Raw genomic sequence first — 18,847 nt, forward strand, 5'->3', positions numbered from 1 at the left:
CCTTATCTAAAAATTCATATGCTATAATAGTATCACATTTAGCTGCTAATCTGAAAATTATAAGGAGATATTTATGTTACGAATTTATGTCGATGCTGCAACAAAAGGAAATCCGGGCCCAAGCGGCGGCGGAATGGTTGTCACTGGTGAAGGAATCCATGAACAACTGCATTTTCCATTAGGCGAATGCTCCAATCATGAAGCGGAATTCAGAATGTTAATTCTTGCCATAGAGTGGCTGATTGAGCATCACTACACTCAGACTACAATTCTACTGCATTCAGACAGTAAAATAGTTGTTCAAACCATCGAAAAAAAATATACAGGAAATTCTGATTTTCAGCCCTATTTAAAAAAATTTCAGGAACTGGAGCAGCAGTTTACTCTTTTAATCATTCAATGGATTCCGGAAAACAAAAATAAAGGTGCAGACAATTTAGCCAAACAGGCATTACAAAAAGTAATGAAATAATCTATTTTGTTTAAATTTGGAACAGTATTCCTTCTTTACAGTCTATTACATCCGTTTTTTTCAGGTTTCCGATAACAGAGTAATATCCGACACTTCAGCATTTGTTACCTCAATAATATCTCTTGGTGACAGCTCAAACTGAAGTCCCCTTTGACCGGCAGAAACAATGATCTCTGAATACATTCCTGCTTCCACAGCAAAGTAAGTGGGAAATAGCTTTTTCATTCCAATTGGGGAACAGCCTCCACGAATATAGCCCGTTGTCTCTTCCAAATTTCGTAAAAGAAGCATTTCTACCTTCTTGTTATGACTCGCCTTTGCCAGCTTTTTCAGATCCAACTCTTTGTTTCCCGGAATAACTGCAACAATCGGACCCGTTTTATTCCCTACAGCTACGAGCGTTTTAAAAATTCTGTCTTCATTGACTCCAATTAAAGCTGAAACACTATCTGTTCCCAGATGGGTTTCACTCCATGGAAATTCGTACTCTTTATAGGATATCTTTTTTTGCTCCAAAATTCTCATTGCATTTGTCTTGTGTTTTTTTTGTTTCTTTGCCATTACTCTCCACCTCGCAGATAAAGTTTAACAGAAATAAAAAACAGGCAACAATTCAACTCCTGTTTTTTACCAAATAATTAGGACGTGTCTGAAAAGTTAGTAGCATTCAAATTTTTCAGTATAGTTCGACTTATTTCCAGAACTGCTGTCTCTACGAGTCTAACGATTCTCGAGACAAAACATTACGCTGTATCCGTTTTTCTGCGTCTAAGGTTCTCACTACACTTCGTTTCGATCTCATCAATTTCTAAATGTCAGAGCCATTAAGAATTGAAGGACTTCGTTCCGATCCTCGAAGCATGGAGGGGCTTTGGAACACCGTTTATTCGGTTTTAGGGATCTCAGATATACTTATGTCACAGTCCCGAGTATTTATGATGAGGAGTTCGATAAAAATCATCAAACTATTCGCCGCTTGAATTTTCAGACACACCCTAGATTAATTTAGCTTATATGCACTACAACAAGCTGTCATTGCTTCTATAACAGAAATTCCTAAGTTGAGATGCCCCTTCAGTGTATGTATCCCTGTGGTCTTTGTCCCTTAATTTTTCTCTTTTACTTTTCTATTCTCAATAATAGAACCTTTAAATAGTTCCCCTCGGAAAAATCAGGATTTACTTTAAAATCTGCTGGGAGCTGATAAATTTCTTCTATTTTATAGCGGACATTCTTATCACAGAGTGCTTCCTCCACCATCTTTTTAAATCGTTTCAGAGATATATTTGCCGCATTTGTTGAAGCGATAAGACTTCCTTTATTTGAAAGGATATCAACGGACTGCTTTACCAAGTCGCCATAATTTTTGGCAACTGTAAATACTTTCTTTTTATTTCTTGCAAAACTTGGAGGGTCCAGAATAATGCAATCAAATGTGAAAGCTTTTCTTTTCGCATAGTTGAAGTATTCAAAAACATCCATCACAACAATCTTCTGATGATCCAGCGGAAACTGATTGACAGCAAATTGCTCAGCTGTTTTAGGCGAGCTTCTTTTTGCCAAATCAACACTGGTCGTTTCAGCTGCTCCTCCCATTGCTGCAGCAACCGAGAATGCCCCGGTATAGCTGAACATATTTAATACTCGTTTGCCTGCAGCATAACCGTTAATCAGTTCACTTCGCACGTCCTTCTGATCAAGGAAAATACCGGTCATCAGCCCCTCGTTAAGATAGACAGCATATGAAACGCCATTTTCTACTATTATAAGTGGTTCTGAAGCATTCTTGCCAAACATTTTCTGAGATTCCGGCAGCTGGTCAGACGAAAAACGAATTTTCTCATAGGCTCCTTCAATATTTTTAAAAACTTTACGAAAACTGGCAATAATCATTTCCCGGTTGGCATAAATTGTATCATTATACCATGAAAAAACTGCAAATTCGTTATAACAGTCAACAGTCAAGCCGCCTAACCCATCTCCTTCTCCGTTAAACAAACGAAAAGCAGTTGTATTATCATCATTAAAATAAAAGCTGCGTGCTTCCTTGGCTTTGAGAAAAAGTTTATCAAAAAAAGAAGCAGTCAATTCATTTTTCCAGCTTAACAGCCAGCCAATTCCTTTGTTCTGATTTGCCAAATACCCGTAAGCGATAAATCGGTTTGAAGAATCTGTAAATGTGACCCATTCTTTTGGGAACTGCTCCAATGGGTGGAGAAGATCCTCTTCCTGTATCAGAGGACAGCCTTTCATCAATTTACTGACTGCCTGTTTTGTCACTTGTATTTTCATTTATTTTCACCTGGTTCTTTCCAAAGTAATTAGCCGTATCCTTCAAATAATCAGTCATAGAAATGAGAACAGCTTTGCATAAAAAAGTATAGCAAAAAAAGAAGCATATGTCTTTATTCACCCAGATTATTAAAGTTTCACAAAAATACGGACAAAACAAGCAAATACTTATACGGATAATTGACAGTAAACAGCGAAAAAGGTAAAATTATCTGTATGCAAACAACTATTTTCATGAAAACATGTTCAGTGTTTTTTTCGAACTTAATGTTGGAAAGGAATTATTATGTTAACGAAAAATAACCAATTAAACACAGAAAAAAAAGCATCCGGTCGTTTATCAGGCTGGAAAAATTTTAGATTACCGCACTTTTTAAATACGCGTCTGGGTCTTTTTACCACAGTGGGGGTTCTTTTATGGTTCAAGAACCTTTTGGCTTACACAACAGATTTTCATTTAAGACTGGAAAACTTCAACGAGTGGATCATTTTAGTAATAAATCCAATTGCCACTACATTTTTCCTATTGGCAGTCGCTCTATATGTACGTAAAACAAGGCGTGCCTATATCACAATGATGGTCATTTATTTCCTGATGACCTTGCTCTTATTCTCTAACCTAGTTTATTACAGAGAGTTTACTGACTTTATTACAGTTAACACAATGCTTGGTGCCGGAAAAGTTGCTAGTGGTCTTGGAGAAAGTGCCCTTCGGCTATTCAGAGCTTACGATATTTTCTACTGGATTGACTTTATCATTGTCGGTGGACTTCTTCTTACTAAAAAGATCAAAATGGAAGACCGACCGGTTCGAGCACGAGTCGCCGTTTCAATCAGTCTGTTATCCGCTGCCTTCTTCCTGTTCAATCTGTTTCTTGCCGAGACAGAGCGTCCTCAACTTTTAGGGAGAGAGTTCTCTCGTGACTATATCGTGAAATTTTTAGGATTAAATGCTTTTACCGTTTATGACGGAGTAAAAACCTACCAGACCAATCAGGTTCGAGCAGAAGCCAGCGACAGTGATATGGTTGCTGTTGAAGAATATGTGAATGACCACTATGCCGCTCCTAACGACGAAACCTTTGGAATTGCCAAAGGTAAAAATGTGATCTATATCCATTTGGAGAGTCTGCAGCAATTTATCATTGATTATAAATTAAAAGATGAGAATGGTGTTGAACATGAAGTGACGCCATTTTTAAACAGCCTGTATCACAGCAACAGTACCTTTAGCTTTGAAAACTTTTTCCACCAAGTAGGGCAGGGAAAAACAAGTGATGCTGAAACCTTATTTGAAAATTCATTATTCGGTTTGAGTCAGGGTTCAATGTTTACTCAAATTGGCGGGAAAAACACATTTGAAGCAGCTCCAGCCATTCTTGATCAAACACAGGGCTATACCAGCGCCGTCTTCCACGGAAATGCCGGTAACTTCTGGAACAGAAATGAAACCTATAAGCATTTAGGGTACGATTACTTTTTTGATGCCAATTATTATGATGTAACCGATGAAAATTCGTTCCAGTACGGATTGCATGACAAACCCTTCTTTGAGCAGTCTGTTCAATATCTGGAACATCTGCAACAGCCTTTCTATACAAAATTCCTGGCTGTTTCAAATCACTATCCTTATTCACAGTTTACAGATGACGAAGCAGGCTTCCCACTTGCGGACACGCCTGACGAAACAATTAACGGATATTTTGCTACAGCAAACTATCTGGACAAATCAGTTGAAGAGTTCTTTAATTATCTGAAAGCTTCCGGTTTATATGAAAACTCTGTAATCGTACTATATGGAGATCACTACGGAATCTCTTCTTCAAGAACGAAGGATTTGGCAGAACTGTTGGGTAAATCAAAATCTTTATGGAATGACTTCGACAATGCTCAACTGCAGCGTGTTCCTTATATGATTCACATACCTGGACAAGAAGATGGAGGGATTAACACTACGTATGGTGGGCAAGTGGATGCTTTACCTACTCTGCTCCATTTGTTGGGAGTAGATACAGAGAATTATATTCTGCTTGGACAAGACCTTTTCTCTTCTGATCATGATCAGATTGTTGCCTTTAGAAACGGCAATTATGTTTCTTCCAAATATACAATGCTTGGTTCAAACATTTATGAAACAGCAACAGGCAGGTTGCTTGTAGAGCCATCAGAAGAGGTGCAGCAGGAAGCAGAAGCAATGAAGGAAGCTGCGAATACACAGCTTAGCATGTCAGATCAAATTAACTCAGGTGATCTTCTACGGTTCTATACGAAGAGTGGACTTAAAACAGTTGATCCTACATCCTACAACTACAAAGGCCAATTGGAACAGATCGTAAAAATCGAGAAAGAAAAAGACGACGAGTCAACAAGTGCCTTCAGTAAAAATGACGGGAAATCTACTGTCGATGAATATATTACTGATACGTATCAGGGATATAGCAATCAGCAATAAACAAGCTTATATTATTAAAGCGTTTCGTGATGAAAAATTACGGAACGCTTTTAAATTGTTCCAGCTTTTTTGTTAGTTCTTCATGATTAATTCATATTCTTTTTCTATAATTTTAAATATAAGCATTTAAAGAGGTGATGACTTTTGAAAAGCATTCGTTATGCTTTTGCAGATTTACTTTACTACAGAAAATCTACTGTACTTTCCATCATAGTCTTTTCTGTTTTTTTACTCACAGCAAATATATTACTCAATCTAATTGATATCAATAAGCTGGGAATTGATCGGCTAATCCTTTTTTCTCCTGATCAAGCTACAATCACCTCCTATCAAAGCTGGAATTCATTTTATCTGTACGGCTATATAGGTGTTATTTTTGTATATTTAGCAGCCCTTATCACAGCTTCCTATTTTGGGGTTACCAGCCGCCAGTCTACAATAAAGAAATGGCGTTTACTTGGATTTTCGGAAATCTATATTATGATGCAGGTTTTGCTGGAAATCATTCTTTTACTTTTCAGTTCATTAATTCTTGTCAGTTTGCTGCTGATTATTTTTCAAAATACATACGAAGCTGTTTTACTGAAGATTCATTCTTTACTTGAACGTGAAGATTTTCGCCTGGGCATTCATGCCACAATCACAGAGTCTGTCCCCTCCAGCAGTTTGGACACAAATCAGACTGCCGAAGTGATATCAATGGGAACGCAGACACTTTCATTTAATAAAATTGGTGAACGACTTATCCAGAACAGCCTTATTCTCTTATTAATTACAGTAAGCTGTTCCATCATCTTCACTAACTGGGGTATTTATCGAAATAAAAATTTTTTTGGGAAGTGATTTAAATGATTCATGCAGCCTCTACCACAGATTACAATTATATAATTTCACAGATTGATGATTCAGATTCAACGAATCATAGTGTCTATGCTTTCTTTAAAGAAAAAGAGAACATAGAAAAAGAACGACCTCATTTCATTGAAGCAGTCCTCCAAAAGCATAGTAAGCAGATGGGACTCATTGTGGATGAAGCAGCTTTTTTCCCCCATCTTTCAATTACAGAAAATCTTTTTTTCTGCAGCTCAATCAAATTTAGTGATCATAAAGCCGTTCTCAGAGAATGGCTCTCAATATTCGATTTCTCAATGTCTACCTTTTTAGAAAAATTCGATGAGCTTTCTCTCCTTGATCAAGTTAAACTGCAGCTGCTGCAGATGATCTTATCAGGAAAAGAAAAAATCATCCTCCTCAACGATTTTTCAAAACTGACAGTATTCCAAACGCAGCTCCTTCTTCCCCTTCTCAAAGTTCTGACAAAGAAAGCAAATATTTCAATCTGGCTAGTTACCGCTGATGAAAAAATTGTTAACAGTCCTTACGTTGATAAGAAAATCAGCTAATTATATAAGGTTTAAAAAAAGTTCTGAGTTTTTGACTCAGAACTTTTTGTGTACTTCCAGCTAGTGTATTACACGTTAAAAACAAGATATGCTTCTAATCCAAGAAACGTGGAGCATATCCAGTAGTATTACATATGAGACTACTGGGTATGCAGCGAGCATCTGAAGAAGCACAGGCGCAAGTTCTTGTATGACCTTAAGCTGCGACAAGCGCAGCAAGTTATACACCAGACTATTAGACATGTGCCAATATAAATGAACAACTGCTCCAATTATGGAATGAATGTTTCACATTCGAAGATCATCATTCGTCTAGCATTTTACTGGATCAAGAGAGGCAGACTCCGTTTAAATCTTGAATGTTTACACCTTCAAAGCTTGTCATCTGCATACAGCTATCTCTTCGTATATAGAATAATTTTGACGAATTTATTCCCATCATAGCTTTGCATAACTATTCCTGCACAAACGGGACTAACAGCTGCTCGTTCTTGTCATTGAAGTATACAAGCTGAAATTTTCTATCATTGAATATCATTTATAGACTATCTTTTATTATAATTTATAATGTGGTCAGACTACTAGCTTTTTAAGCTTTTTCCACTTCAATATCCGGGAAGGTTACGGTAAAGGTTGTTCCTTTGCCAATTTCACTTTCAACGGCAATCTTTCCTTTATGAAGACGAACCAGCTGCTGTACAATCGGCAATCCTAATCCGGACTCTCCATATTTCGTATTCTTTCTGGATGGATCAGCTTTGTAGTAGCGATCCCAGATATTTTTCAACTGCTCTTCTGTCATTCCTATTCCAGTATCTGAGATTTTTACGATTGTTTCCAGATATCCTTTTTCCAGACTCACATGTATTTCTCCATCCGTTGTAAACTGAATGGCATTCTGAACAATATTCACAATAACCTGAGTAAAGCGATCATAGTCAGCATAAACATCAACAGATTCCTCTGCATCCAAATACAGCGTATCTCCTGCTGCTTCAGCCTTCCCCTGCAACTGAGTAAGAATATTTTTTAATGTTTCTGTTGCATTAAATTTTTTGACGACAATACTAATCTGGTCTGTCCTTATTTTTTCGTAATCAAGATTTTCATTAACTAGTCGAATAAGTCGTGCCGTTTCATTCTGCATTAGCTTAATCGCATTTTCTTTTTGATCTTCCGGTATGGCGTTGTATTCCAAGCCCTCCAGAAGTCCGTTGATAGTCGTTAACGGAGTTCTCATTTCGTGGGAAGCATCTGCCATAAATTGTCTTCGCCGTTCTTCCTGCCGTTCAATTTCTTCCTGTGAATATGCCAACGATTCAGCCATCTTATTAAAATCCTCAGCCAAATCATCAAACTCATCCTTATCATGGACAGGGAGCTTAATATCAAAATTACCATTAGTAATCTCACGGGTAGCTTTTCTCATACGATTAATCCGCTGCACCTGAAAGGCCGCAAACCCATAACTCACTATGACAGCAACCACACTTGAGATAATAAAGCCCTTGGATAAATTGGACGTTACTTCATTTACACTGTCCGTAACGTTTTTTGCAGGCTGAGTGACCATTAAATAACCGGCCAAATTGCTCTGCTCATTACCGCCATAACTATAAGTTACTGGTGTAATCACATATGAGGTTGCATTTTTATTTCCATAAATATCTTTGTCAATTGTTTTGTAAACCGTTTCACCTTTAGCCATCCTCTCCAGCTCAGCATCCGAAATTTTAATTTCCAAAGGCTTTTCAAGCTGCTCCGGAAATATTCTATTCATATTAGTATCCAGGTATACAAACTGAAGGTTTTGAGTTTCAAATGTATTTTCAGTAAATTGAAAAGCCAAATTTACCCGCTCAGTTTCTGTAAAAAGTGCTGGACTGAACGAATCCTTAGCTTTAAGTGCGGCTTCCGCATACCTGAAAAGCTGATCATAATTTGCATCCTGCATTGTTTTTTTCGTCATCTGTGTAAATGACGTTCCAACAATAACTATGATTAAGAGAATCAGGCCCCCAAAAGCCAAAAGCTGCTGATACAGGTATTTCATGAAGCTACCCCAGAATCATCAAATTTATACCCTACTCCCCAAACTGTTTGAATAACCTGAGGACCTACCTTTTCAATTTTTTGTCTCAGTTTTTTGATATGAGCATCCACAGTTCGCTCATCACCAAAGTATTGATAATCCCAAACCATTTCCAACAGCTGTTCTCTTGAAAAGACCTGCCTCGGCTTTTTAGCCAGTGTATAGAGCAGATCAAATTCTTTAGGTGTCAAACCTTCGATCAGCTGATCATCCAAATAAGCCTCTCTCGTCTTTGTATTCATTTTGAAATGTTGTGTCATAACATCGAACGATTCATCAGATTCTTCATCCCCAGCCACATGCTCAACAATTTCAGAACGTCGATGAAGAGCCTTTATTCTTGCAATTAGAGTCAATGGGCTGAAAGGCTTCGTTACGTAATCATCGGCTCCCATTTCCAAACCAATTACCTGATCACTTTCTGAATCTCTTGCTGTCAGCATAATAATCGGAACCGTCTGAGAAATTTTACGAATTTCCCGACACACCATCATCCCATCCATTGTAGGCAGATTCAAATCAAGTGTAATCATGTCCCATTTTTCCGGGTGCTCAAGAAATGTGTCCAGACCTTTCTTTCCATCATATTCAAAGACTGCTTTCCAGCCTTCATTTAAAAAGAACATTTGCATCATTTCTGAAACTGATTCATTATCTTCTATCATTAATACGTTCATTATTCTTCATTCCTTTATCAACAATAATATTTACCTTTAGTATACTCTAAAAAGACAACCGCTCCAATAAATTCTATCTTTCTTCAAGAAAGGTTTGGTATTTATTCAATATTTGAAGTATTTTCCACAGCTTCCATCTCATTTTTTCTTAAAACAAGCAAAATAAAAACCCCAACCTTCTATTTAGAAGTCGGGATTCTCTTTTTCTTTTTACTTTGATAATAACATAATATACCACCTGTCACCTGTACCAGTAAAAGAGTGATTAAAAATCCACTGAGAAAAAACTTCTCCTGAAGAATTGCTCTCCTAAGTAAAATCACGACAATCAAACTGCTTCCTAAATACAGCGACCACTGTTTATCCATGTTCAAAGGACCCCTTTGGTTTGTTACGACAAGCATAGGACTAATTCAGTTAAAAATCAAGTATATTTTATTTGTTCTTCAGTTTCATTAAGAAATTCTAATGAATATGTGCAGACAATTATATCTTTTATTTTATAGTCCCTAAAAAAATGGTAAACTAATTTTGTTGCATCAAATTACTTTTATAGAGGTCTTTACTATGGAAAAACAAATTGATAAAGAAATAAAGCTCATACTCAATATCTGTTTGACTGCAGGCAGAATTATGATGGAAAATGGTTCTGAAGTCTACCGAACTGAAGAAATGATGGAACGCATTGCCGCCAACGCAGGATATAAGGACAGTGTCAGCCATGTAACTGTAACCGGCATTTTCATGGGCTTTAAGTCATTACCTTACACCCAATTAGAAAATATAAGAGAGCGAAGAATTAATCTCCAGAAAGTGGCTACTGTCAATCAGTTGTCCAGGGAATTTGAGCAAAAAAAGATTTCAATTGAGAAACTTCAAAAAAATTTGAACGAGATTGACTTTAATACTCCAACCTTCTCTATACCTCTGCAAATCTTGTCAGCAGGAATTGTCAGCTGTACACTGATGTATATTTTTGGCGGTTCCTGGAAAGATTTTATTCCTACTTTTTTTATTGGTATGGCTGGATTTTCAGCATCATTCGTAATCAATAAATTTTTGAAACTGAAATTTTTTGATGATTTTATTGCCGCTTTCCTAATTGGCTTTTTAGCTTATCTTTCAGTGAAGCTGAATTTAGCAGTCAATATGGATCATATCATCATTGGTTCAGTCATGCCGCTCGTTCCGGGTGTAGCAATTACAAATGCCTTTAGAGATATACTTGCCGGTCATTTAATCAGTGGAATGGCTCGGGCAACTGAAGCCATCTTTGTTGCGGGATCTATCGGGATTGGTATTTCGATGATTTTTATTTTATTTTTATAGGAGAAAAGATATGAATGTAGTGATAAATCTGGTATTCAGCTATTTGAGTACTGTTACGTTTGGTATTATTACCAATATTCCAAGAAAAGCCCTTAATGCCTGTGGAATCACAGGCGCTGCCGGCTGGATGCTTTTTATTGCAGCTAAACATTTAGAAGCTGGCGAAGTTTTTGCAAACTTTTTCAGTGCAGTCTGCATTGGTTTGCTCAGTGTCTATTTTTCAAGAAAGAAAAAAATGCCGACCATACTTTTTAATATTCCCAGCATAGTTCCTCTTGTGCCTGGCGGTCCCGCCTACCAGGCTATCAGAAGCTTTGTTCTAGGGAGCTACATGTCAGGGTTTCAGTATGCAATGACAGTTATTATGACCGCAGCTTCTCTTGCAGCAGGATTTATGGTGACCAATCTAGTAGAAAGAATTTTGAAACGGTACCATACGAAAAGAACTTGATCATCTTCACAAATATTATACCCTCTGTTAATATTTGTGAAAAATTTAATTTTTAATGGAGTTTTTTGCTATCTTGATGCACTGCTTAGAAAAATAATGATAACTATAAGTACTTTTTTACAGACCGCGGTTGAACAATAATCATGTTGAAAATTGCCACACTTTCAAAACCTGAAAATGTGGCTAACCGACAGCTGTCCTTTTGAAAGTATACCAAGATAAACTGAAATATTAAAAAAACCATTTTCATCTATTCCTTCTTCATTATTGGATAAGCTCATTTTTGTCCTAACTTCGTTTCCTCATCTCAATTCTTGGTTTTCTTGAAAAAAAAAGTATACCTGTTATAAAAGCTATTAAAAATCAAAGAAATATGAAAAACTGATCAATTAAATAACCGTTGGATTTGACAAAGAACCACCATCATTGAGCACTCCGACAATAAAAAGCGCAACAAAGAAACTCGCAAAAACAATTATTGCAGCTCGGTGCCGCTCAATATAAAATGTTCGTTCCTCACCGTAAGATAACACAATTAAATTATCAAATGAAAGTTTTAGCTGAATAGATTTTAAGTTACCAAAAAACATTTGGGGTGTGAATATGAAAAACAGAGGACTAATTCTTGGTTTGCTGGCTGTGATTGGTATTACTGTTTTTTTAGCAGTAAATCAAAAAAAAGAGGTTGATAGAAAAACAATATCTTTCTCTTCCATTACTCTTGAAACAGCAGGAACAAGTATAGAAGCCACTAAGAAGCTGCCAAATTTATCCGAACTAGAAGAATAATATGGTTCACAAATAGTAGATAAAGGTGAGTTTGAAATTATTACGGTCTTTTATAAAAACCATCCACATATGCTGGCAGAAAATGATCAAAGTGAGGTATTAGAATTTACCATTTCTGCAATTCAACAAGATGGCGAAGAATCTACATTTTCTATCGATTCTCTTGAGACAGTAAGAGATCGAAAAAAATTAGGTGATCGAATCAAACTGATACAGATTAAAAATAAATACTACGAATATATGTGATATTTATTGAAATAATTTCGTAAAGATAATACAATGAAATCGTAACCAAAATGAAATATAGAAGGAGGTAAAGAAAATGAGAAGATTATCTGTCATGCTATTGACGGGATGTCTCTTTATTTTGGGAATGCTTGCAGGTTCTACGGTTTTAGCGAAGGAATGGAGCCCCAATAGTCCTGACACCATCCAAATCGTAGATGGGCAGAAGGAATATACAATGAAATGGGGTGACACCCTTTGGGCAATTGGTCAAAAAGTGAATATTAAGCATGAAAAGCTAGCGGAAGTCAATGGTATAGATCTGAAGTCAGGAGAGCAATATACATTACCTATTGGCAGAGTTCTTATGTTCAGTAAAGGTGTAGTTACTGTAAAGGATGCTGACGGTTCTATTTACTCTCAATCTGTGATAAATGAAAAGGATAAAATCAATCAGGAAAAAGAGATTGGTGAAGCTTCCGAGCAAGAAGTTTCAAGTTATCCTTATGCAGTGACCAGAGAATCCTTAAGTTATCCACTAGCTTTTTATTTTAATGGAATAAATATGCCAGATTCCGTTACGCTGGACTTTACTTACGGAAACTCAGGTAAAGTAACTTTTCTTATGGGTGAACAAACGTATGAATACAATGCCACCTTCAACACTATTTCAACAAAGTTAATCAGAATTTATAGTGCAAACAGCACATCTGGCAATAAGCTTCGGACAGTAAATGTAAATACAGAAATTGCTCTACAACCAGTAGCTGAAGATACTTATTTTTTTGGTGGGAACAATAGCAACAAACTCTATCTATTTGTCAATAATAATGGTGGGCTGTCTCTGATTACATCAAATTATGCCGGGAACTATCCGATAGAAGAGGCAGACGTGATGGCCGAAGTATTGCAAGGAAATACGGCAACTGTACCCACACCATTAGCAGGCTACTCTGAAGAACAGATTGAATACGCACGTGTGACCGAAGCACTTTTGCAATACTATGGCATTACAGGGCAACCGATTGAAGTCTCAGTAACTAAAAATGCAGCCGGTGCCCAAGTACTACCATTTAACGGTTCACAGACACTGACGGAACCAAGTTTCCAACTTAGCTTTAGTATGGATGGAACAATGGCTTCTACAGTGATTGTAACCTATCTGTCTAACCATAATGGTTCAATTCGTTTTTATAAAATTCCAAATCACTATCAAGACCCACGATATGAATCAGATCCTGACTGGGTTTCCCAAGAAACTGGTAATTTACTGAACAATATTCAAACGCTCAGCATCCCAAATGCATATGATCAACAGGCTGCCGAAATCATTGATCTGATTAGTATACGATAAGTTGTTTCCTACGAAAAGAATAAAAGCTTTGTCACGCGTAAAACAGACACAGTATTATTGACTGTGTAGTACGTAACAGATGCTGTATGAAAAAGGTAAGCTTAAGAGCAACTAAAAAAGTACTGAGTAAAAATTGATACCAGTGCTTTTTTTCAACTTAAATCAGTAGAATGAGAAGCTTAGCAGCCTAAAATTAGGTTATCTTACTGTCAAAAAATAATACTTTCTGCTTCATTACTAACCTTGTTGGAGCTACTTCAGCTTTTCGGCGCTCATCTTCTCGAAAAGCTTGGAGAAGATGACATAGGTACTCCTTTATTTCTCTACACACAAAGTATCTTCAGTAGTCGAAAAGTCCAACAATTAGCAGAATAAAATCTTTCAACTCATTGGTTAGAGGGCGGACAAACACGCATGAGTGTTTAGATATGAAGAGAGTTTGTGTCTAAACTCACAGTCACTCATTTTTGGGCATATAAAGGTTTGTTTAGATCGAACTCACTAGCACGTTCGACAGTTAAAAACGATCAATGAGAATCCGTTATCATCATTTGGAAACTAGATAGGATGTAGTTATCATCAAAAAATAAGTAAAAACGGAAATCAAAATCTGTTCAACAGATTTTTTGATTTCCGTTTTTGTTTTAGGACTATTTTTAGTCTCATCCTACTTGTAATTAATCTATTCTCTTAATGCATTTACCAACTACCAGGCAATCTTAGTCAGCTTTTTTCTTTTTCTTAGAAGCTTTTTCACGTTCATTTTTATTTAGAATTTGTTTACGCAAACGGATACTTTCCGGTGTTATTTCGCAATATTCATCGTCGTTAAGAAATTCCAGTGATTCTTCCAGTGTTAAAAGTTTTGGTCTCTTGATTACAGAAGTTTGATCTTTCGTTGCTGAACGAACGTTAGTCATTTGTTTTGCTTTGGTAATATTTACAGTCAGGTCATTATCACGATTGTTTTCTCCAATGATCATACCTTCATATACTTCTGTTCCCGGTTCTACAAAAACTGTTCCGCGTTCCTCAATACTCATAATACTGTAAGTAGTTGCTTTTCCTGTATCAATGGAAACAAGCGCGCCCTGGTGACGTCCGCCAATTGTTCCCTGAATCATAGGAAGATACTGATCAAATGTATGGTGCATGATTCCATAGCCCCTTGTCATAGACAGGAACTCTGTTGTATAACCGATCAATCCACGAGCAGGTGCAAGGAAAATCAGACGAATCTGCCCATTCCCCGTATGAATCATATCCTGCATTTCGCCCTTACGCTGGCTCAATGACTCAATAACACTTCCCATATATTCCTCAGGAGTATCGATTTGAACACGTTCAAAAGGTTCACATTTGATTCCTTCAATCTCACGTTCGATAACTTCCGGACGTGAAACCTGCAGCTCATACCCTTCCCGACGCATATTTTCAATTAAAATAGATAAATGAAGCTCCCCGCGACCTGAAACAGTCCAGGCATCCGGTGAATCTGTTGGTTCTACTCGTAAAGATACGTCTGTCTGCAATTGTGCCATCAAACGTTCTTCAATCTTTCTAGCTGTAACAAATTTTCCTTCTCTGCCGGCAAAAGGAGAATTATTAACAAGGAAAGTCATTTGCAGTGTCGGCTCATCAATATGAAGAATCGGCAAACCATCCTGATGATCAATCGGTGTAACTGTTTCACCAACGAAGATATCTTCCATCCCTGAAACAGCAATTAAATCTCCAGCTTTTGCTTCCTGAATTTCCAAACGCTGTAAACCGAAGAAGCCAAATAGTTTGGTTACTCTGAATTTTTTCACTGTTCCATCAAGCTTAAGCAAAGCAACCTGATCTCCAACTTTTATCGTACCACGGAAAATACGGCCAATTCCGATACGCCCAACATAATCGTTATAATCAAGTAAAGAAACCTGAAATTGTAACGGTTCGTCGCTATTGTCAACTGGAGCCGGAATATGTTCGATAATTGTATCAAAAATTGGTCCCATTGTTTTTTCCTGATTTGCAGGATCATCTGACAAACTGGATGTTCCATTCAAAGCAGAAGCATAAATAACAGGAAATTCAAGCTGATCTTCATCTGCTCCCAATTCAATAAACAGTTCCAGTACTTCATCTACAACATGCTCAGGTCGAGCAGAAGGTTTATCAATTTTATTTACTACAACAATTGGAGTCAAATGCTGTTCCAATGCTTTTTTCAAAACAAAACGTGTTTGAGGCATTGTTCCTTCATAGGCATCAACAACCAGTAAGACACCATCAACCATTTTCATGATTCGTTCTACTTCACCACCAAAATCCGCATGTCCTGGTGTATCCATAATGTTTATGCGAGTTCCCTGATAATCAACAGCAGTATTTTTTGCTAAAATTGTGATTCCGCGTTCTTTTTCAATTGCATTGGAATCCATTGCGCGTTCTTGTAATTGAGTGTGTCCGTCTAATGTAGATGACTGCTTCAATAACTCATCTACCAGTGTTGTTTTTCCGTGGTCAACGTGGGCAATAATTGCTACGTTCCGGATATCATTTCTATAATTTACCATTGTTTGCTCCTATCCGTTTGCTTACTACACAATTTACTATCTAAATCCGACTGTTTATTATAACAAATTTTTTTCATGAAATACAGCCCAAAGTTTTCATAAATGCTGAAAACTTTAGACTGTGCATACTTTTTCTGAAAATAATCATTCATTCCTTTGCTTTTCAGTCATATTTTCTTTAAACATTGCAACAATTTTCTGATGGTTCTCCGGCATTGCCGCAGCAAAATATTCTCTTCCATCAAACGACAATGCTTCCCCTGTAAGAGTAGTTGACTGATAGCCGAAAGATTCAAGCAGAACCATCCCAGGTGCATAATCCCATGGTGCCAGGTTAGAGATATACCCAACATGACTCCCTTTGAGCAGTGCAATCATTTCCAGACCGGCACATCCGCTCACCCGAATTCCCATACTTGCATTTGCCACCGCTTTAGCCCCATGAACATTTTCCCCGTACATATAAGCATTGAAGCCTAAAAGACCGTCACGCAAATCAACGGGGTCAGGAGCCGACAGCTTTTCTTTATTTCGATAGACACCAAGCTCTTTCCCACCCCAATACAATTCACCGCGCATCACATCATAGATAAACCCCAGTTGTCCAATACCGTCTTCAAATATACCAAGCATAATACAGAAATTTTCCTGCTCTATCACAAAATTCATCGTTCCATCAATCGGATCAATGATCCAAATACGTCCATCTAAAGAATCAATTGTACTGTAGCCCTGCTCTTCCCCAAGAATTTTATCTTTCGGATAAACTTCCTGTATTTTTTTTATAAGAAACTGTTGTGTCTCTTCATCAATATTAGTCACTAAATCTTTACGATTAGATTTTTCCTTAACTTCCAATGTTTTTGTCAAACTCTCTTTAATAAACTCGCCTGCTTCCATCAGCCAGTTTTTTACTTGTTCTATATTTACTGTCTTCATTTGATCAACCTCCCATTTTTAACTTTCCGTTTTTTCTTTTCCTGGCTTCTTGAACGGTACGGTACAATGAGTAGCCCGATGCTTTCTCAAATTCATTGCCCAATCGCTTTTCTTCACCAATGCTTTTTACTATTTTTTTGAATGCTGTATAGCTTTCCAGAAATTTTTCAACAGTAATCCCTGATTCATTTGCCTGTTCTAAGGCAGACCATAAATTGGTCACAATAACCATTTCTTCCGTTGTCCAGTCTAAGTCCAACGGATATTGATATTCCTTCATAAATTCACCCCATCCAATTTAGTGTAGCACAAGTGGAAAATCGTCGAAAGTAATCACTCAATTTTATTTACTGTAACGCTTCTTTTTCCAGTCGTCAAACAGAGGCAAAGAAAGCTGTCCCTTTCCCTGTTCAACTTTTTGTGCTGAATAAATTCCAGCATTACCTGAACACAAATAACTGACAATGCAAATCATAACAAGAAAAACAGCTGCTTCACTCCCAAACAGCTCTATCCCCATAACAGAACAGGCAATTGGTGTATTCGTGGCGCCGGAAAAAACACCAATAAAGCCGAGCGCTGCTAAAAACGGTATCGAAACATGTAAAACCTGTGCCAGACTGCTTCCTAAAGTTGCGCCAATTTCAAATAAAGGTGTAACTTCGCCCCCTTGAAACCCTGCACCCAACGAAAGGATAGTAAAGAAAAACTTTCCTGCAAAATCAAACATATAAGCATGTCCTTGAAAGGCATCCGATAATAACGGTAAACTTAATCCCAAATACCGTTGGCTCCCAAGTAAAAGAGCTGCCGTAACAACAACTGCTCCTCCTATAAAATTACATACAATAGCATTTTCAAACCAATTACTGTAGACTTTTTTTAGAAAAACAATTAAATGACTGAACCCCCACCCAATCAGACCGAAACAAATCCCCGCTATCAGCAGCTTCATAAACAACCATAGCGACCACTCTGGAATTGCCCCCATTGAATAATGACTATGTGTTATACCGTACATTTCTGTTACAGCATTTGCAAAGAATGCAGAGAAAAAACTAGGGAAAACAGCCTCTGAACGGAGCTTCCCTAAGACAAGAACTTCAATGCCAAATAAGGTTCCTGCAAGCGGAGTTCCAAAAACAGAACTAAACCCTGCACTAATACCGCTGATAAGTATCATCTCTCGTTCATAACCAGAAAGTTTAAATAGCTTGGCAATAAATTCTGCTGTTACTCCGCCCATTTGTACCGCTGTCCCCTCTCGTCCAACAGAGCCTCCAAACAAGTGAGTTGTGATTGTTCCAAATAGAGTAAGCGGAATTAAGCGCAACGGAATCTTCTCTTCACTCCCATTGGCCCCCTTAATAACCAAGTTATTTCCGCCAACAGCAGTTTTTCCGTAATGACTATAAAGAAAAGCAACGATTGCTCCGCTAATCGGCAACAAAAACAACAGCCATTGATGACTCATTCGATAATTTGTAACCCATGTAAGGCTGGTCAGAAAAAATGCAGATAATGATCCCATTATTATGCTGATAATCACAGAAATCACCAGCCATTTCAACATATACATTCCTATTGTTATTATTTGATTCTTCATTTTCCCCATTACAAATTCCCCCCGATCCAAAATGAAAACGCCTACCAAACAGGAAAATAATTCCTAATTTAGTAGGCGTCATTAATTTATTACTGGAATAAATGCTTATCGGCGAACACCATCGCCATCTCTAGTTATTCAACTATTACTATTTTACCACAATCCTCTTTTAGAAACAGACAGAAATACTTTAAGTTAATACATA

17 protein-coding genes and 1 riboswitch are annotated in these 18,847 nt (G+C 37.3%); of the genes, 8 read left to right on the plus strand and 9 right to left on the minus strand.

Annotation, left to right across the window (positions count from 1 at the left end; genetic code table 11):
- Nucleotides 1-73 precede the first annotated feature (73 nt).
- Nucleotides 74-472 (plus strand): ribonuclease HI family protein, encoded by a 399-nt coding sequence (locus LI951_RS02015; protein ID WP_229441104.1) that lies wholly within the window; start codon nucleotides 74-76, stop codon nucleotides 470-472.
- A 60-nt stretch (nucleotides 473-532) separates the two neighbouring features.
- Here the strand turns inward: LI951_RS02015 and ybaK are convergent, their stop codons facing one another.
- Nucleotides 533-1,033 carry a Cys-tRNA(Pro) deacylase gene (ybaK, locus tag LI951_RS02020; protein WP_229441105.1) on the minus strand — a complete coding sequence of 167 codons (501 nt, stop codon included), beginning with the start codon at nucleotides 1,031-1,033 and terminating at the stop codon, nucleotides 533-535.
- Between the two features lie 558 nt (nucleotides 1,034-1,591).
- On the minus strand, nucleotides 1,592-2,764 hold the full coding sequence (locus LI951_RS02025) for a class I SAM-dependent rRNA methyltransferase (RefSeq protein WP_229441106.1): 1,173 nt from the start codon (nucleotides 2,762-2,764) through the stop codon (nucleotides 1,592-1,594).
- A 286-nt stretch (nucleotides 2,765-3,050) separates the two neighbouring features.
- On the opposite strand from LI951_RS02025, the gene LI951_RS02030 reads away from it, so the two are divergent.
- From LI951_RS02030 to LI951_RS02040, 3 genes are all read left to right on the plus strand, one after another.
- The gene (locus tag LI951_RS02030; protein ID WP_229441107.1) at nucleotides 3,051-5,216 is read left to right on the plus strand and encodes an LTA synthase family protein; all 2,166 of its coding nucleotides are present in this window, start codon (nucleotides 3,051-3,053) and stop codon (nucleotides 5,214-5,216) included.
- A 144-nt stretch (nucleotides 5,217-5,360) separates the two neighbouring features.
- Nucleotides 5,361-6,059 (plus strand): hypothetical protein, encoded by a 699-nt coding sequence (locus tag LI951_RS02035; RefSeq protein WP_229441108.1) that lies wholly within the window; start codon nucleotides 5,361-5,363, stop codon nucleotides 6,057-6,059.
- A gap of 5 nt (nucleotides 6,060-6,064) precedes the next feature.
- Nucleotides 6,065-6,619, plus strand: coding sequence for a hypothetical protein (locus LI951_RS02040; RefSeq protein WP_202068502.1), 555 nt, complete (start codon nucleotides 6,065-6,067; stop codon nucleotides 6,617-6,619).
- A gap of 589 nt (nucleotides 6,620-7,208) precedes the next feature.
- On the opposite strand, the gene LI951_RS02045 is transcribed toward LI951_RS02040, so the two are convergent.
- From LI951_RS02045 to LI951_RS02055, 3 genes are all read right to left on the minus strand, one after another.
- On the minus strand, nucleotides 7,209-8,672 hold the full coding sequence (locus tag LI951_RS02045; protein WP_229441109.1) for a sensor histidine kinase: 1,464 nt from the start codon (nucleotides 8,670-8,672) through the stop codon (nucleotides 7,209-7,211).
- Nucleotides 8,669-9,388 carry a response regulator transcription factor gene (locus tag LI951_RS02050; protein ID WP_202068504.1) on the minus strand — a complete coding sequence of 240 codons (720 nt, stop codon included), beginning with the start codon at nucleotides 9,386-9,388 and terminating at the stop codon, nucleotides 8,669-8,671. Before LI951_RS02050 ends, LI951_RS02045 begins: the two co-directional genes overlap by 4 nt.
- A 179-nt stretch (nucleotides 9,389-9,567) precedes the next feature.
- Complete coding sequence (locus LI951_RS02055; protein WP_202068505.1) at nucleotides 9,568-9,756, minus strand: hypothetical protein; 189 nt, start codon at nucleotides 9,754-9,756, stop codon at nucleotides 9,568-9,570.
- Nucleotides 9,757-9,955: 199 nt separating this feature from the next.
- On the opposite strand from LI951_RS02055, the gene LI951_RS02060 reads away from it, so the two are divergent.
- From LI951_RS02060 to LI951_RS02075, 4 genes are all read left to right on the plus strand, one after another.
- Nucleotides 9,956-10,717: a threonine/serine exporter family protein gene (locus tag LI951_RS02060; RefSeq protein WP_229441110.1), complete on the plus strand. Its 762-nt coding sequence runs from the start codon at nucleotides 9,956-9,958 to the stop codon at nucleotides 10,715-10,717.
- 10 nt (nucleotides 10,718-10,727) lie between these two features.
- Nucleotides 10,728-11,168, plus strand: a complete 441-nt coding sequence (locus LI951_RS02065) for a threonine/serine exporter family protein (protein WP_229441111.1) — start codon at nucleotides 10,728-10,730, stop codon at nucleotides 11,166-11,168.
- Nucleotides 11,169-11,771: 603 nt separating this feature from the next.
- Nucleotides 11,772-11,957 (plus strand): hypothetical protein, encoded by a 186-nt coding sequence (locus LI951_RS02070; RefSeq protein ID WP_202068511.1) that lies wholly within the window; start codon nucleotides 11,772-11,774, stop codon nucleotides 11,955-11,957.
- A 322-nt stretch (nucleotides 11,958-12,279) separates the two neighbouring features.
- The gene (locus LI951_RS02075) at nucleotides 12,280-13,536 is read left to right on the plus strand and encodes a LysM peptidoglycan-binding domain-containing protein (RefSeq protein ID WP_229441112.1); all 1,257 of its coding nucleotides are present in this window, start codon (nucleotides 12,280-12,282) and stop codon (nucleotides 13,534-13,536) included.
- 719 nt (nucleotides 13,537-14,255) lie between these two features.
- Here the strand turns inward: LI951_RS02075 and typA are convergent.
- From typA to LI951_RS02095, 4 genes are all read right to left on the minus strand, one after another.
- A complete protein-coding gene (typA, locus tag LI951_RS02080; RefSeq protein WP_202068513.1) occupies nucleotides 14,256-16,097 on the minus strand; it encodes a translational GTPase TypA in 1,842 nt (613 codons plus the stop codon).
- A gap of 144 nt (nucleotides 16,098-16,241) precedes the next feature.
- Entirely contained in the window at nucleotides 16,242-17,036 is a 795-nt protein-coding gene (locus tag LI951_RS02085; protein WP_229441113.1) for an inositol monophosphatase family protein, read from the minus strand.
- A 4-nt stretch (nucleotides 17,037-17,040) separates the two neighbouring features.
- Nucleotides 17,041-17,316, minus strand: a complete 276-nt coding sequence (locus tag LI951_RS02090) for a UPF0223 family protein (protein WP_229441114.1) — start codon at nucleotides 17,314-17,316, stop codon at nucleotides 17,041-17,043.
- Nucleotides 17,317-17,379: 63 nt separating this feature from the next.
- A complete protein-coding gene (locus LI951_RS02095) occupies nucleotides 17,380-18,651 on the minus strand; it encodes a voltage-gated chloride channel family protein (RefSeq protein ID WP_420705901.1) in 1,272 nt (423 codons plus the stop codon).
- 56 nt (nucleotides 18,652-18,707) lie between these two features.
- Nucleotides 18,708-18,777, minus strand: a riboswitch (Fluoride riboswitch).
- Nucleotides 18,778-18,847 lie beyond the last annotated feature (70 nt).

This window comes from Enterococcus sp. BWT-B8, assembly GCF_020567625.1.
In the GTDB taxonomy this organism is placed as follows: Bacteria; Bacillota; Bacilli; order Lactobacillales; family Enterococcaceae; genus Enterococcus_L.